Below are 15,049 nucleotides of genomic sequence, written 5' to 3'. Positions count from 1 at the left end.
TGGTGTCGAATCAGGCAGCGTTCTTGACAGCTTCAACGATCTTCTTGGCGCCATCGTTGATGTTGTCAGCCGGGATGATGGCCATGCCGCTGTCGCGCAGCAGCTGCTTGCCTTCTTCCACGTTGGTGCCTTCCAGGCGCACCACGACCGGAACCTTGACGCCCACTTCCTTCACGGCGGCGATGATGCCTTCGGCAATCATGTCGCAGCGGACGATGCCGCCGAAAATGTTGACGAAGATGCCTTCGACCTTGTCCGAGGACAGGATCAGCTTGAACGCTTCGATGACGCGCTGCTTGTTGGCACCGCCGCCCACGTCCAGGAAGTTCGCCGGCTCGCCGCCGTTGAGCTTGATGACGTCCATGGTGGCCATGGCCAGGCCGGCGCCGTTCACCATGCAGCCGATGTTGCCGTCCATGGTGACGTAGTTGATGTCCAGCTCCGAAGCGATCACTTCGGTCGGATCTTCCTGGGTCTTGTCGCGCATGGCGACCAGGGCCTTCTGGCGGAACGCGGCGTTGTCGTCGCTGTCGAACTTGCCGTCCAGCGCGTACAGGTTGCCGTCGTCCAGGATGGCCAGCGGGTTGATTTCAACCAGGGCCAGGTCCTTTTCGTTGAACAGGCGGTACAGGTTCACCATGATGCTGGCGAACTGGCCGGCCTGCTTGGCGGTCAGGCCCAGCTTGAAGCCGAAATCACGGCCGTGGTAACCCTGCACGCCTTCGACGAAGTCGACGTTCAGCGAGTGGATCAGCTCCGGGGTTTCAGCAGCGACCTGCTCGATTTCCACGCCGCCTTCCGAAGAGGCGATGTAGGTGATGGTCTTGGTGCCACGGTCGACCAGCACCGACAGGTACAGTTCCTTGACGATCTCGCCGGCGGTGGTCACCAGCACCAGGTTGACCGGCAGTTCAACGCCTGCGGTCTGGTAGGTGGCCATCTTGGTGCCGAGCATCTTGGCCGCAGCGGCCTTCACGTCGTCGGTGGTCTTGCAGAACTTGACGCCGCCAGCCTTGCCGCGGCCGCCAGCGTGGATCTGCGCCTTGACCATCCAAGGGCCCTGGCCCAGGGAGTTGGCAGCGGCAACCGCTTCGTCCGGGGTCGCAGCGACCTTGCCGGCCGGGACCGGGATGCCGTACTCGGCAAGCAGTTGTTTTGACTGGTATTCGTGGAAATTCATGCGTCACCGTGGGAATAGGAACGACCGCACGCAATTCCTCAGGGCCCCGGCGGGGCGCCGGCATGGACCGCGGCGGGCCCACTATTGTGGCCGAGCCGGCGCCGGGGCGCAAAGAAGTCTGTACAAAACGCCAGACCCCGCCAGATTTCCGCCGTCATTCAGGCAGTTGCGCCCGGCGGCCCACTGGCCACCGGTATCCATCCCGGGCCAAATGCGCGATCCGGGCGGCTCCGGCGGCGCCCTGCCGGGGGCCCTATACTGGTCAGCCAGGGTGTGTCGCGTCGGGGTTGCTCGACCGCTTCCACCGCAGGCCACATCGAAGCGACGTGCCCGCCCGGCCTCAGGGGACGCCGGGCAGGCCTGCCGCAGATTCCAGACCCAGGCAGCCAGAAGGGGAGTTCCGGCGTGTCACCCAGTGCTTCATTGATCGACCGCATCGAATCGATTCCGCGGCGTGAGCTGTACTTCTTCGCGCTGTACCGGGTGCTGATCGCCTCGGTCATCGCCGCCCTGCTCTACAGCCCGCTGTCGGCCATGGTCGGCGAAGCGCACCACCCGCGGCTGGCCGACACCGTCGCCGCCATCTACCTGGTGCTGTCCCTGCTGGCCCTGGTGATCGGCCGCAACGAACGCTGGCTGCGCCCGATCGTGGTCAGCGGCGTGCTGGTGGACATCGTCGCCGCCACCCTGCTGTCACATGCCCTGCCCGGTGCCAGCGCCGGCATCTCGATGTCGCTGCTGTTCAACATCGCCGCCGCCGCCACCCTGCTGCCGCTCAGCCTGGGGCTGGGCCTGGCCCTGGCCGCCAGCCTCGCCACCGGCGTGGAGTACACCTGGAAGCTGCTGGAAGGCGGCGACCCCACCCGTACCCTGGCCGAACTGGCGATGTTCGCCACCAGCTACCTGGCACTGGCCTTCATCAGTTACCAGGTCGGCAGCCGCGCGCGCCGCAACCAGCAGCTGGCCAACCAGCGCGGCGATGAAGTGGCCAACCTGTTCCAGATCAACGAGCTGATCATCCGCCGCATGCGTACCGGCGTGCTGGTGGTCGACGCCGACAACCGCGTCACCCTGGCCAACGAGGCGGCCTCGATGCTGCTCGGTGACAGTGATGGCAGCGGCGAAAGCGGCCGCCTGGACCTGGCCAGCGCCGCCCCGGAACTCGCCCGTCGCCTGCAGCGCTGGCGCAATGGCTGGGCGCAGGACGAACTACCGCTGCAGCTCAACCCCGACCAGCCCGAAGTGCAGCCGCGCTTTGCCCGCCTGCTGGCCGGCAGCGACCTGGCCCTGGTGTTCCTGGACGACTCCAGCGTGGTCTCGCGCCGCGCCGAATCGCTCACCCTGTCGGCGATGGGCCGCTTCTCGGCCAGCCTCGCCCACGAGATCCGCAACCCACTGGCCGCGATCAACTACGCGGTGCAGCTGCTGGAAGAAGGCACCGGCTTCAACGAAAGCGACCGCCGCCTGCTGCAGATCATCCGCCAGCAGTGCCAGCGCACCAACGGCATCGTCGAAAGCGTGCTGGGCCTGGCCCGGCGCGAGCGCGCCACGCCGGAGAACGTCGACCTGGCGGCCTTCGTGCGCCGCTTCGTGCTGGAGTACAAGCAGGGCCAGACGCTGGAGACCGACAGCATCGAGCCGATCATCAACGACACCTCGGTGCTGGCCCAGGTCGACACCAAGCACCTCTACCAGGTGCTGACCGTACTGGTGCACAACGCGCTCAAATATGGCCGCATCGGCCAGCAGCCGGCGCGGGTGCGCCTGCGCGTGGCGCAGCACGAGCGCAGTGCGGTCATCGACGTGATGGACCGTGGCCCCGGTATTCCCGAGAGTGTGGCCGCACAGTTGTTCCGACCGTTCTTCACCACGTCCGAGCATGGCACCGGGCTGGGCCTGTATATCGCCCGCGAGCTGTGCCGGGCCAACCAGGCGCGGCTGGACTACATCCCGGTTCCCGCTGGAGGCTCCTGCTTCCGCCTGGTGCTGCCCGGCCCGCATACGCTGTTGCCCACCTGATCTCGATTCTGTGCGTCAAACATTTGTCGCTTCCAGCCCCCTCGTTTATCTTTCACGCCCATGAACGAAACCCGCAGCGCCCTCGTCGTCGACGACGAACGCGACATCCGCGAACTGCTGGTACTGACGCTCGGCCGCATGGGGCTGCGCATCAGTACGGCAGCCAACCTTGCCGAAGCGCGCGAACTGCTGGCCAGCAATCCGTACGACCTGTGCATCACCGACATGCGCCTGCCGGACGGCAATGGCATCGAGCTGGTCAGCGAGATCGCGCAGCACTACCCGCGCACGCCAGTGGCGATGATCACCGCCTTCGGCAGCATGGACCTGGCCGTGGAAGCGCTGAAGGCCGGCGCCTTCGACTTCGTCAGCAAGCCGGTGGATATCGCCGTGCTGCGCGGCCTGGTCAAGCACGCGCTGGAACTGAACAACACCGAGCGCCCTGCACCCGGCCCCGCCGCCGAACAGGGCGCACGCCTGCTCGGCGATTCGCCGGCCATGGACGTGCTGCGTACCACCATCGGCAAGGTCGCGCGCAGCCAGGCGCCGGTCTACATCCTCGGCGAATCCGGCGTGGGCAAGGAGCTGGTCGCACGAACCATCCACGCCCAGGGCGCCCGCGCGGCCGGCCCGTTCGTGCCGGTCAACTGCGGCGCCATTCCCGGCGAGCTGATGGAAAGCGAATTCTTCGGCCACCGCAAAGGCAGCTTCAGCGGCGCCCACGCCGACAAGCCCGGGCTGTTCCAGGCCGCGCATGGCGGCACCCTGTTCCTCGACGAAGTGGCCGAGCTGCCGCTGCAGATGCAGGTGAAGCTGCTGCGCGCGATCCAGGAAAAATCAGTGCGCGCGGTGGGCGCGGCTACCGAGGAGCCGGTGGACGTGCGCATCCTCTCGGCCACCCACAAGGACCTGGCCGAGCTGGTCGAGGACGGGCGCTTCCGCCACGACCTCTACTACCGCATCAACGTGATCGAACTGAGGGTGCCGCCGCTGCGCGAGCGTCGCCAGGACCTGCCGGAACTGGCCGCATCGGTACTGGCACGGCTGGCCCGCAGCCATGGCCGCCCGACGCCGTTGCTGGCGCCGTCGGCGCTGGACGCACTGGCCCAGTACGCCTTCCCTGGCAACGTGCGCGAATTGGAGAACATCCTGGAACGCGCGCTGGCCCTGGCCGAAGAAGACCGCATCGGCGCCGACGACCTGCGCCTGCCGCAGCATGCCCCGCGCACGCCCGGCAGCGCAGCACACGCCGAGGCCGTGGTGGACCTGCAGCCCGGCAGCGCCGCCCTGCCCTCGTACATCGAACAGCTCGAGCGCAGCGCCATCCAGCGCGCGCTGGAAGAGAACCGCTGGAACAAGACCCGCACCGCCGCGCAGCTGGGCATCACCTTCCGCGCGCTGCGCTACAAGCTGAAGAAGCTGGGGATGGAGTAAGGTCAGGGCCCCGACGCGGGCCACCAACGGGTAGTGCCGGCCGCTGGCCGGCAACCTCATGAATCGCGGCATCCACGCATGGCGTGGATCGACCTCAATCCTTGGTAACGCGGTTGATCTCGGCCAGGCTGGTGACACCCGCCGCCGCCTTCTTCAACGCCGACTGGCGCAGATCATTCACCCCGATCTGCTGTGCGGCCTCGGCAATCTGCAACGCATTGCCACCGGCCAGCACGATCGTGGCGATCTCGTCGGTCATCGGCATCACCTGGTAGATACCGGTGCGGCCCTTGTACCCCTCGGTGCACTCGTCACAGCCGACCGCCTCGTACAGCTCGATACCCGCATCCAGCTGCGCCTGGGTAAAGCCCTCGGCCAGCAACGCATGTTCGGGCAGGTTGGCCGGGCGCTTGCAGTTGTTGCACAACCGGCGCGCCAGGCGCTGGGCGATCACCAGCGTCACCGAGCTGGTGATGTTGTACGGCGCGATGCCCATGTTCATCAGGCGCGCGATGGTCTGCGGTGCATCGTTGGTGTGCAGCGTGGATAGCACCATGTGGCCGGTCTGCGCCGCCTTGATCGCGATCTCGGCCGTCTCCAGGTCGCGGATTTCGCCGACCATGATGATGTCCGGATCCTGTCGCAGGAACGAGCGCAATGCCGCGGCGAAGGTCATGCCGCGCTTGTTGTTCTGCTGCACCTGGTTGACGCCGGGCAGGCGGATTTCCACCGGGTCTTCGGCGGTGGAGATGTTGCGCGTCTCGTCGTTGAGGATGCCCAGCGCGGTATACAGCGACACCGTCTTGCCCGAACCGGTCGGGCCGGTCACCAGCACCATGCCGTAGGGCTTGTGGATGGCGTCCAGGAACAGCTTCTGCTGGTCCGGCTCGTAACCCAGCTTGTCGATGCCCAGCTTGGCCGCGCTGCCGTCCAGGATACGCAGCACCACCTTCTCGCCGAACAGGGTCGGCAGCGTGCTAACGCGGAAGTCGATCTGCTTGGTCTTGGACAGGTTGAGCTTGATGCGTCCGTCCTGCGGCACGCGCTTCTCGGCGATGTCCAGCTGCGCCATCACCTTCAGGCGCGCGGCGATGCGCTGGTTCAGCTTCACCGGCGCGCGCGCGACCATCTTCAGCAGGCCATCGATGCGCAGGCGCACGCGATAGTCGTCTTCATAGGGCTCGAAGTGGATGTCCGAGGCGCCCTTGCGGATCGCGTCCACCAGTACCTTGTTGACGAACTTCACCACCGGGGTGTCATCACCCTTGGCATCGATGCCGGAGTCGCCACCGGCGCCGAGATCCTCGTCTCCGGCCGCAACATCCAGGTTGCCCATGCCATCGTCGTCACCGCCCAGCGCGTCGCCCAGCGTGTCATGGCTGGCATGCCACTGCTCGAGCGTGCGGCGGATCTGGTCTTCATCCACCAGGATCGGCTCCACCACCAGATTGGTGTGGAACTTGATCTCGTCCAGCGAATGGGTCGGATTGCTGGTACCCACGAACAGCTTGCCGCCGCGCTTGAACAGCGGCAGCACGTTGTGCTTGCGCAGCAGCTCCTCGCTGACCAGGCTCATCGCGTTCTGGCTGGCGTCGAACGTGGACACGTCGAACAGCGGCATGCCGAACTCGACCGCGTTGGCCGCCGCCAACTGGGCCGCCCCGACCACCTTGTTCTGCGCGAACCAGGTCGGCAGCGGCTGCCGGGCCGCAGCGGCCTTGGCCATGGCGTCGCGGGCGGAAGCCTCGTCCAGCGCACCATCCTGGACCAGGCGACGGGCCAGGCCGGTGATGCCGACGAGATTGGCGGTGGTTACGGCGTTCATATGGATCCTTGGCTCATCATGGGTCAGGCAGTGCGGCGCGCCTTCCAGAGGCACCGCACAGGGCAGCAGAACCTGCCGCGACCCGATGGCCGACGACGACGCCAATCCTTCAGCATGACTGCCTCGCCCGGCACTCCCAGCCCGGCAGGCACGATCCTGACTCCCCCGGGGATGATAGCCCCGTCAACGGCCCGCCAACATCCCATTGGCAGGCCGAAGTGTGATCAACAGCCGGTTGGGCGATAGCGCGCTTCGAAGGCGCTGCCGTCGCAGGTCCAAGTGCCGTCGGCTGCGCGACGGAGGACCAAGTTCTTGCCCGATACTGGCGCCCCTCCAACGAGAGTGCACGTGATACTGCCCACGCCCGTCGCCGCCAGTTCCGCTGAAACCGCAGAACACCTCGTACTCGGCTTGAGCCCAATGTATTCCGCGTTAACCAGAGATGCGTTCTGGTTGTCCTGGGCAACGGACTCCATCGTGGTCTTACCCGGCCGGATATCCGACAAAGCTGCAGCCAAATCAGCCTTGGCCACGTAATCCTGATACATCGGCAATGCAATAGCTGCCAGGATGGCAATGATGGCAACTACTATCATCAGCTCGATCAGTGTGAAACCCCTAGTTCGCTTCATGGCTCCCCCAGCTCATGAGTGAGTTATCGCCCTTCCAAACGGAAGAAGCCCCGCTTTCGCGGGGCTTCTTCCGGAGCGCTTTAGGCGCCGGTGCAGCCCGTCGGGGCGTACTTCTTCAGTACGGTCGTGGCACAGGTCCAAGTACCGTCAGCAGTGGCGCGGGTCAGGGTGATGGTCTTGTCCTTCACCTGAGAGTTACCAGCCAGGGTGCAGGCGATCGACGCTGCACCGGAAGACGCGGTGCCCTTCACGGTGACGGTCGGGCAACGGGTCGAAACCTTCAGACCGATGTCAGCCGGATCAGCGAAATCCTTGCCTTCGTTGAGTGCGACCTCAGCAGCGGTCTTGCCGCTGGTGACTTCGGCCAGGCCCGCCGCAGTCTGCGACTTGGCCACGTAGTCCTGGTACATCGGCAGGGCGATGGCGGCCAGGATGGCGATGATCGCAACGACGATCATCAGTTCGATAAGGGTGAAGCCCTTCTGGTTCTTCATTTGGTACATCCCCAAGATAAGTGGTGGTTGATTTCAGAAGTCAGGATCGGTCTGACCAGCGGCCAGCTGAGCGGGTCCTGCCCCCTGCGGGTGGATCAACGCAGGTTGCGTGCCAACCCCGGCACGCCTCCCCCTGGATTTCCCCGCGCCCATGATGGCAGCTATTTCACGGATGGGAACCCCCCGGATGCGAATCTGCGATGGACGCGGCAATGTGACGCAGTGCGTCACCTTTGGCCGGCAACCGGCACGAATTCGCATCATGGGCCCCTTGGCAACTGCCCAGACGGGCATGAACCCGCTACCATCGACGGCTAGACGCCCGCCTGGGGATGGCGGGTCTTGGGGAGCCGATATGTCTGTCAGTCGCAGTGCGATCAAGAAGGAGCCCGTGGCGCGCAGCACCACGGAACTGCAGCCGTTTGTCTGGGAGGGGACCGACAAGCGGGGCGTGAAGATGAAAGGGGAGCAGGCCGCGAAGAACGCGAACCTGCTGCGGGCTGAACTACGCCGCCAGGGCATAAATCCCGGCGTGGTCAAACCCAAGCCCAAGCCGCTGTTTGGCGCGGCCGGGAGCAAGATCACACCCAAGGAAATCGCTTTCTTCAGCCGGCAGATGGCCACCATGATGAAGTCAGGCGTACCCATTGTGGGGTCGCTGGACATCATCGCGAACGGGCACAAGAACCCGCGCATGAAGAAGATGGTGGATGGCCTGCGCACCGACATCGAGGGCGGCTCGTCGCTCTATGAGGCTGTCAGCAAGTACCCGGTACAGTTCGACGAGCTCTACCGCAACCTGGTACGGGCCGGTGAAGGCGCCGGTGTCCTGGAGACGGTGCTGGACACTGTTGCCAACTATAAAGAGAACATTGAGGCGCTGAAGGGCAAGATCAAGAAGGCGATGTTCTACCCGGCGATGGTACTTGCGGTTGCCCTGCTGGTCAGCGGCATCCTGCTGGTCTGGGTCGTACCGCAGTTCGAAGACGTATTCAAAGGCTTCGGTGCAGACTTGCCGGCGTTCACGCAGTTGATCGTCAACATGTCTAGATTCATGGTCTCATGGTGGTGGCTGATCCTGCTGGTCATCATTGGCTCGGTAGTAGGCTTCATCGCCGCTTATAAGCGTTCACCGAAACTGCAGCACAGCATAGATCGGCTGATACTGAAGCTGCCGGTCATTGGGCAGATCATGCACAACAGCTCGATCGCCCGCTTTGCCCGTACCACCGCCGTGACCTTCAAGGCGGGCGTACCACTGGTGGAGGCACTGAGTATCGTGGCCGGCGCTACCGGCAATACGGTTTACGAGCATGCCGTATTGCGCATGCGCGACGACGTGTCGGTCGGTTACCCGGTCAACATGGCCATGAAGCAGACCGCCCTGTTCCCGCACATGGTCATCCAGATGACCGGCATCGGTGAAGAGGCGGGCGCCCTGGACGCCATGCTGTTCAAGGTGGCCGAGTACTATGAGCAGGAGGTCAACAATGCCGTTGACGCCCTGAGCAGCCTGCTGGAACCTGTGATCATGGTGATCATTGGTACCATCGTCGGCGGCATGGTCATCGGCATGTACCTGCCGATCTTCAAGCTCGCTTCCGTCGTCGGATAATCACTACATGGCATTTCTCGACCAGCATCCCGGCCTCGGCTACCCCGCCGCGGCCGCCCTGGGGCTGCTGCTGGGCAGTTTCCTCAACGTCGTCATCCTGCGCCTGCCCAAGCGGCTGGAGTGGCAGTGGAAGCGCGATGCGCGCGAGGTCCTGGAGGAACCGGACTTCTACGAACCCCCGCCACCGGGGATCGTGGTCGAGCCCTCGCACTGCCCGCACTGCAAGCACAAGCTGAGCTGGTACGAGAACATCCCGCTGTTCAGCTGGATCATCCAGGGCGGCAAGTGCCGCCACTGCAAGGCGCCGATCTCGTTGCAGTACCCGCTGGTCGAGGCCCTGACCTCGGTGCTGGTGCTGGCCTGCGTCTGGCAGTTCGGCTTCGGCTGGCAGGGCTTCGGCGCCATCGTGCTGACCTGCTTCCTGATCGCCTTGTCTGGCATCGACCTGCGCACCCAGCTGCTGCCCGACCAGTTGACCCTGTCCCTGATGTGGCTGGGCCTGATAGGCAACATCGACAACCTGTACATGCCGGCCAAGCCTGCCTTGGTCGGCGCGGCGGTGGGCTATCTGTCGCTGTGGATGGTCTGGTGGCTGTTCAAGCAGCTGACCGGCAAGGAAGGCATGGGCCACGGCGATTTCAAGCTGCTGGCCGCCCTCGGCGCCTGGTGCGGGCTGAAGGGCATCCTGCCGATCATCCTGCTGTCGTCGGTGCTGGGCGCCATCATCGGCTCGATCTGGCTGTACACCCGGGGCCGTGACCGCGCCACGCCGATCCCGTTCGGCCCCTACCTGGCGATCGCGGGCTGGCTGTACTTCATGTGGGGCGCGCCCGTGGTGGAGCAGTACCTGGTGTTGAGCGGACTGCGCTGAGGGGAATCCCCATGAGCCGCTATGTGGTTGGCCTGACCGGCGGCATTGCCGCCGGCAAGAGCGAGGTGACCCGGCGCTTCGACGCGCTGGGCATCGTGGTGGCCGACGCCGATCTGGCCGCCCGCGCGGTGGTTGCCGCCGGCAGCCCGGCCCTGGACCGTATCGCCGAGCGCTTCGGCGCCGGCATGCTGCAGGCGGACGGTAGCCTGGACCGGGCACGCCTGCGGGCCCACGTGTTCGCCGACCCGGCCGAACGGGCGGCGCTGGAAGCGATCACCCACCCGGCCATCCGTCTGCTGATGCAACAGCAGTGCGAGCAGGCCGCCAGCCCCTATGCGATTGCCGCCATTCCGTTGCTGACCGAGGTCGGTGGGCGGCAGGCCTACCCGTGGTTGGACCGGGTATTGCTGGTGGATGCGCCCGAAGCCGTGCAGCACGCCCGGCTGATGCAGCGCGACGGCATCGACGCCGCGCTGGCCGACAAGATGATCGCCGCCCAGGCCAGCCGCACGCAGCGGTTGGCACTTGCCGATGATGTGGTGGTCAACGATGGTCACCCGGAAGAGCTGCAGGCGCAGGTGGAAGCGCTGCATGAGCGGTATCTGGGGTTGGCTGGGGGTTGAGGCTTGGTTGCCGGCCAGCGGCCGGCACTACCACACGCATCCACGCATTGCGGCGATTTACCCTGCACCAGCGCGGAACTGCTGTAGAGCCGAGCCCACGCTCGGCTGCGATCATCAAGCCGAGCATGGGCTCGGCTCTACAAAGCGTTCTGCATTCACGCGTGGCGTGGACCTACTCCAGCTGCAGGCGGGCATAACGGGCCAGTTCTCGTGCGCCGAGCAGCAGGCCGTCGACGACATCCGGGCTCAGCTGCTGGTGGGCACCGCCCTGTTCGCGGGCGGCTTCGGCGGCGTGCAGCACCTGCATGAGTGCATTCAAGCCGGCCAGGGTGCGGCTGAGACCGGCCATGGTGGCCGCCTGGGCAGGGCTGAGGCCCTGCGCTTCCAGTCGCCGGCCGTCGGCGGCATCGCGGCCGTCCATGCGGGCAAGCAGCGCAGGCAGCAGATCCTTCGGATCATCGAGCAGGGTTTCGATGCGCGCGGCGACGTCGGCCGGCAGCAGGTCAGCGGCTTCGCCGATCAGTGCGTACAGTTGGGGGAACACGGGGCGTGCGGACATGGTGAATCTCCTCGCAGACGACGAGCCACCTGCGGATGCGAGGTGGCGGACGGTGCGGGTTGGCGTACCGGAGATCCGACATTCAGCAAAAATACTCCAGCGGATTCTGATGAATCCCCACGCACCGCCCGCCGAAGCAAGGCACGCGGTGCATTTTCAACGACTGGCCGAGGGGCCGTCGAAGAGAGCTGAATGTTGGTTTTTTTCAGGACGCCAATCCCGGCCAGGGCACCTGCCCCGGCCGCCCCATCTGGCCATCACGCAGCGCTGTGATCTGTAAGGAAATTCTCAAGCCGCTGTTGGGTGTACGAATGCGTGCATGCGGACACGCGCGCTACGTGGCAACGGTCACGGTGATGTCGTGTTGGGCTTCTGGCCCATCCTTCCTGCGAGGGGAATTCGGTGGCACAAGCGACAGAGGGCGCGACACGAACCCGCTGTGGAGCCGAGCCCATGCTCGGCTTCGGGAAGCCACGGCAGCCGAGCGCAGGCTCGGCTCTACAAGTGGAGCACCCACCCAAGCAGGGGCCCTTACAACGGCTTCGGCGAGAACGTCAGCGTGGCGATCACGCCGCGCTCGCCACCGGGGCGCACGCTGACCTGCCAGCCGTACAGATCGCACAGGCGGCTGACGATCGACAGGCCGATGCCACCACCCTGCGAATGGCCGGCATGGGTGCCGCGATAGCCGCGCTGGAACAGCTTGGCGGCGTCTTCTTCGCTCAGGCCCGGGCCGCTGTCAGTCACCGACACTGAATTGCTGCCGACAAAGACGCGCACTTCGCCATCCTGCGAGTACTTCACCGCGTTGCCGATCAGGTTGCCCAGCGCCACCGACAAGGCCGCCTCCGGCGCATCGATCACCAGGTTGCGCTCGCCTTCCAGCGCCAGCTCCAGCGGCTTGCCACCCAGCTGGGCGCGGTGGGCGTCCAGCAGCTGTTCGGCCACGCGCGCGACGTTGCTGGTGCCCTGCCCGCGCTCGTTGCGCGACAGCAGCAGCAGCGCGCCGATCAGGTCGCTGCACTGCTGTTCGGCGCGTTGGATGCGCTGTAGCCGCTGCAGCACCTTCTCATCCAGGCCGGGCCGGGTCAGCAGCAGTTCGGTGGCGCCACGGATCACCGCCAGCGGCGTGCGCAGTTCGTGGCTGACGTCGGCATTGAACTCGCGGTCGCGCTGCACCACTTCGGTCAGTCGCGACGAATAATCATCCAGCGCCTGCGCCAGCTGCCCCACTTCGTCGTCGGGGAACCGCGGCGCCAGCGGCTCGGGATCACTGGTGCCGCCGCGATAGGCACGCAGCCGCGCGGCCAGGTCCGAGACCGGCTTCATCACCTTCGATGCCGACCACCAGCCCAGCACCAGCGACAACAGGCTGAACACCAGCACCGACAGCACCAGCGCGCGGTTGAGCTGCTGCCCACCGCGCACGCTGTCGGTCATGTCGTAGGCCAGGAATGCCCAGGCGTCGGGCGTCTTGCGCACGGCCAGCTTGTAGGAATAGCGCTGGCCGCGCTCGTCCACGCCGCCCATGTTGTACAGGCCATCCTTGAACTCATACCAGTCCGGCTCTTCCTCGCGCAGCGCGTCAAACTTGTCAGGCTTGATCAGGCGCGCACGCATCTGCTGCACGGGCAGGTCGGGGTTGCGATCCGGGCTCTCGTAGAACCGCCGCACGTACTCGTTGATGTTGCGGTTCATCACGTCTTCCACCAGCTGGTTTTCCACGCGCATGCGGGCCCAGTTGGTGGCAAACGCGAACAGTGTCGTCAGGCAGAAGCCCAACAACACGAACGAGACGATGATGCGGCTGCGCAGGCGCCGCCGATACGGCGAACGCCGGCGCTCCCCCTTGGTTGCCACGGAATCAGGCTTCCGGGGTGGCGATGCGGTATCCGATGCCATGGCGGGTCTGGATCAGCGGCACTTCAAACGGCTTGTCGACCACCGCACGCAGGCCGTGGATGTGGACACGCAGCGAATCCGAGTCGGGCAGCTCCTCGCCCCACACGCGGGTTTCCAGCTCCTGGCGGGTGACCACGGCCGGCGCGGCCTCCATCAGGGCCTGCAGGATCTTCAGCGCGGTCGGGTTGAGTTGCAGCAGCTTGCCCTGGCGGCGCACTTCCAGCGTGTCAAGGTTGTATTCCAGGTCGCCGGTTTCCAGCACGCGGGTCTGCACGCCCTTGCCGCGGCGCGACAGCGCGTTCAAGCGCACTTCCACTTCCTGCAGCGCGAACGGCTTGATCAGGTAGTCATCGGCGCCGGAATCGAAACCGGCCAGCTTGTTGTCCAGCGAGTCGCGGGCGGTCAGCATCAGCACCGGGGTCTGCTTGCGCGCTTCGTTGCGCAGCTTGCGGCACACTTCGATGCCATCCATGCCCGGCAGGTTCAGGTCCAGAACGATGGCGTCGAACTCGTGGACCACGGCCAGGTGCAGGCCGGTCACGCCGTCGGCGGCGAAGTCCACGGTGTGGCCACGATCCTCAAGGTAGTCGCCAAGGTTGGCGGCGATGTCGCTGTTGTCTTCGATTACGAGAATGCGCACTGGGACCTCTGGTTCTTGAAGGGTCGTCGGGGGGCCAGGCCCACCCGCTCAGGATGCCCCTGCGTGGGTGGACGCGACGTCTACCTGCTGAACGATACAGGTTCCATTCTTAACATTTCGTACCGAAGGGCCGACACCGGCAAAAGCCCCCTCGGCGAGCGGTCAGCGGCTGATGCGCTGCTGGTCGGTCAGCGCCCGGCGGCTGTCTTCCTGGGCCTTGCGACGCTGGGCCACGGTCAGGCAGACGCTGGTCGGCATGTTGCTGCCGGTAAGGCGCTCGCGGCGGCAGATCATGCGGCTGTCGGCCTGGGCGCGGGTCATGATGGTGTTGACGATCTCCTGCTCGTTGAACAGGTCGTTGCGCTCCTGCGGGGCCAACTCATCCACCTTCTCCCGGCCATTCATCTTGATCCGGATCCGGTTCAGTGCCTGCTGCACGCGACTCTTGTCCTCCAGCCCGATCTCGCTGTAGTCCTCGCTGCCCATGGCCGTTTCAACGCGGCGGATCTGCTCGGACACCGGGGTGAAGGCATCCATCTGCACGGTGTCCTTCTGCGCCTTGGCCTGCACGGTGGCTACCAGGCCGAGCGACAGCATCAGGGCAAGTGTCGTATTGCGGTACATGACGAGCTCCATGTTCGTCCATGAATAGGGTCTCGACTGTACGATTCCGCCGATGCGCCCACAAGGGACGCACGGCAGGGTGACCGATGGCGGCATGCGATCGGTCCGGCAGCGATCAGGGCTTGTAGTTGTTGAAGCGCTGGTTGTCGTTGAGCGCCTTGCGGCTGTCTTCCTGCGCCTTGCGGCGCTGGGCCACGGTCAGGCAGACACTCTGCGGCATGTTGCTGCCGGTGGTGCGTTCACGACGGCAGACCATGCGGCTGTCGGCGTGGGCGCGGGTCATGATCGTGTTGATCACTTCCTGGTCGTTGAAGATCTCGGTGCGGTCCTGCGGACTGACCTGCTCCACGCGTTCGTGGTCGCCCATCTTGATCTTGATGCGGCCCAGCGCCTGCTGCACGCGGCTTTTGTCTTCCAGCCCGATCTCGCTGTAGTCCTCGCTGTTGATCGCCGTCTCAACGTTGCGGATCTGTTCGGCCACCGGTGCGTTGGCGTCGAACTTCACCTGCCCTTTCTCGGGCTTGGCGTGGGCGGTGGTGGCCAGGGCCAGGCCCAACATCAGGGCGAAGGGGGTCATGCGCTGCATCGTTACCTCCAGGTTCTTCCATGAGTGGAACATCGATCCTGCGGT

General features: G+C 65.4%; 14 protein-coding genes. 5 read left to right on the top strand and 9 right to left on the bottom strand.

Annotated features, from left to right (window positions below; genetic code table 11):
* Positions 1–10 precede the first annotated feature (10 nt).
* Complete coding sequence (gene sucC / locus J3A72_RS07245) at positions 11–1,180, bottom strand: ADP-forming succinate--CoA ligase subunit beta (RefSeq protein WP_004154430.1); 1,170 nt, start codon at positions 1,178–1,180, stop codon at positions 11–13.
* A 405-nt stretch (positions 1,181–1,585) separates the two neighbouring features.
* Here sucC and J3A72_RS07240 point away from each other — a divergent pair, with 405 nt between their 5' ends.
* Positions 1,586–3,199, top strand: a complete 1,614-nt coding sequence (locus J3A72_RS07240) for an ATP-binding protein (protein WP_014648198.1) — start codon at positions 1,586–1,588, stop codon at positions 3,197–3,199.
* 60 nt (positions 3,200–3,259) lie between these two features.
* Complete coding sequence (locus J3A72_RS07235; protein ID WP_014648199.1) at positions 3,260–4,633, top strand: sigma-54 dependent transcriptional regulator; 1,374 nt, start codon at positions 3,260–3,262, stop codon at positions 4,631–4,633.
* Between the two features lie 94 nt (positions 4,634–4,727).
* Here J3A72_RS07235 and pilB read toward each other — a convergent pair whose 3' ends face one another.
* From pilB to J3A72_RS07220, 3 genes are all read right to left on the bottom strand, one after another.
* On the bottom strand, positions 4,728–6,458 hold the full coding sequence (gene pilB / locus J3A72_RS07230) for a type IV-A pilus assembly ATPase PilB (RefSeq protein WP_014648200.1): 1,731 nt from the start codon (positions 6,456–6,458) through the stop codon (positions 4,728–4,730).
* 224 nt (positions 6,459–6,682) lie between these two features.
* Positions 6,683–7,090 (bottom strand): pilin, encoded by a 408-nt coding sequence (locus J3A72_RS07225; RefSeq protein WP_075076080.1) that lies wholly within the window; start codon positions 7,088–7,090, stop codon positions 6,683–6,685.
* Between the two features lie 80 nt (positions 7,091–7,170).
* Positions 7,171–7,584, bottom strand: coding sequence for a pilin (locus J3A72_RS07220; protein WP_075076079.1), 414 nt, complete (start codon positions 7,582–7,584; stop codon positions 7,171–7,173).
* A gap of 355 nt (positions 7,585–7,939) precedes the next feature.
* On the opposite strand from J3A72_RS07220, the gene J3A72_RS07215 reads away from it, so the two are divergent.
* From J3A72_RS07215 to coaE, 3 genes are read left to right on the top strand one after another with little or no spacing between them, the layout of a single operon-like run.
* Complete coding sequence (locus tag J3A72_RS07215) at positions 7,940–9,199, top strand: type II secretion system F family protein (protein WP_075076078.1); 1,260 nt, start codon at positions 7,940–7,942, stop codon at positions 9,197–9,199.
* A 7-nt stretch (positions 9,200–9,206) separates the two neighbouring features.
* A complete protein-coding gene (locus J3A72_RS07210; RefSeq protein WP_075076077.1) occupies positions 9,207–10,070 on the top strand; it encodes an A24 family peptidase in 864 nt (287 codons plus the stop codon).
* A gap of 11 nt (positions 10,071–10,081) precedes the next feature.
* Complete coding sequence (gene coaE / locus J3A72_RS07205; protein WP_075076076.1) at positions 10,082–10,693, top strand: dephospho-CoA kinase; 612 nt, start codon at positions 10,082–10,084, stop codon at positions 10,691–10,693.
* Positions 10,694–10,865: 172 nt separating this feature from the next.
* Here coaE and J3A72_RS07200 read toward each other — a convergent pair whose 3' ends face one another.
* The 5 genes from J3A72_RS07200 to J3A72_RS07180 all read right to left on the bottom strand — a co-directional run bounded on the left by J3A72_RS07200 (position 10,866) and on the right by J3A72_RS07180 (position 15,004).
* Positions 10,866–11,252, bottom strand: a complete 387-nt coding sequence (locus J3A72_RS07200) for a hypothetical protein (RefSeq protein WP_075076075.1) — start codon at positions 11,250–11,252, stop codon at positions 10,866–10,868.
* A gap of 531 nt (positions 11,253–11,783) precedes the next feature.
* Positions 11,784–13,154, bottom strand: a complete 1,371-nt coding sequence (locus J3A72_RS07195; RefSeq protein ID WP_032957212.1) for a HAMP domain-containing sensor histidine kinase — start codon at positions 13,152–13,154, stop codon at positions 11,784–11,786.
* On the bottom strand, positions 13,117–13,794 hold the full coding sequence (locus J3A72_RS07190; RefSeq protein WP_005410804.1) for a response regulator transcription factor: 678 nt from the start codon (positions 13,792–13,794) through the stop codon (positions 13,117–13,119). Before J3A72_RS07190 ends, J3A72_RS07195 begins: the two co-directional genes overlap by 38 nt.
* Positions 13,795–13,956: 162 nt before the next feature.
* Positions 13,957–14,418, bottom strand: coding sequence for a hypothetical protein (locus J3A72_RS07185; protein WP_014648206.1), 462 nt, complete (start codon positions 14,416–14,418; stop codon positions 13,957–13,959).
* A 115-nt stretch (positions 14,419–14,533) separates the two neighbouring features.
* Entirely contained in the window at positions 14,534–15,004 is a 471-nt protein-coding gene (locus tag J3A72_RS07180; RefSeq protein WP_014648207.1) for a hypothetical protein, read from the bottom strand.
* Between the last annotated feature and the right edge of the window lie 45 nt (positions 15,005–15,049).

The organism is Stenotrophomonas sp. PvP093, from assembly GCF_017876915.1.
GTDB classification, from domain to species: domain Bacteria; phylum Pseudomonadota; class Gammaproteobacteria; order Xanthomonadales; family Xanthomonadaceae; genus Stenotrophomonas; species Stenotrophomonas muris.
Note: the sequence above shows the minus strand (reverse complement) of the source record. Positions and strands in the feature narration are given on the sequence as shown.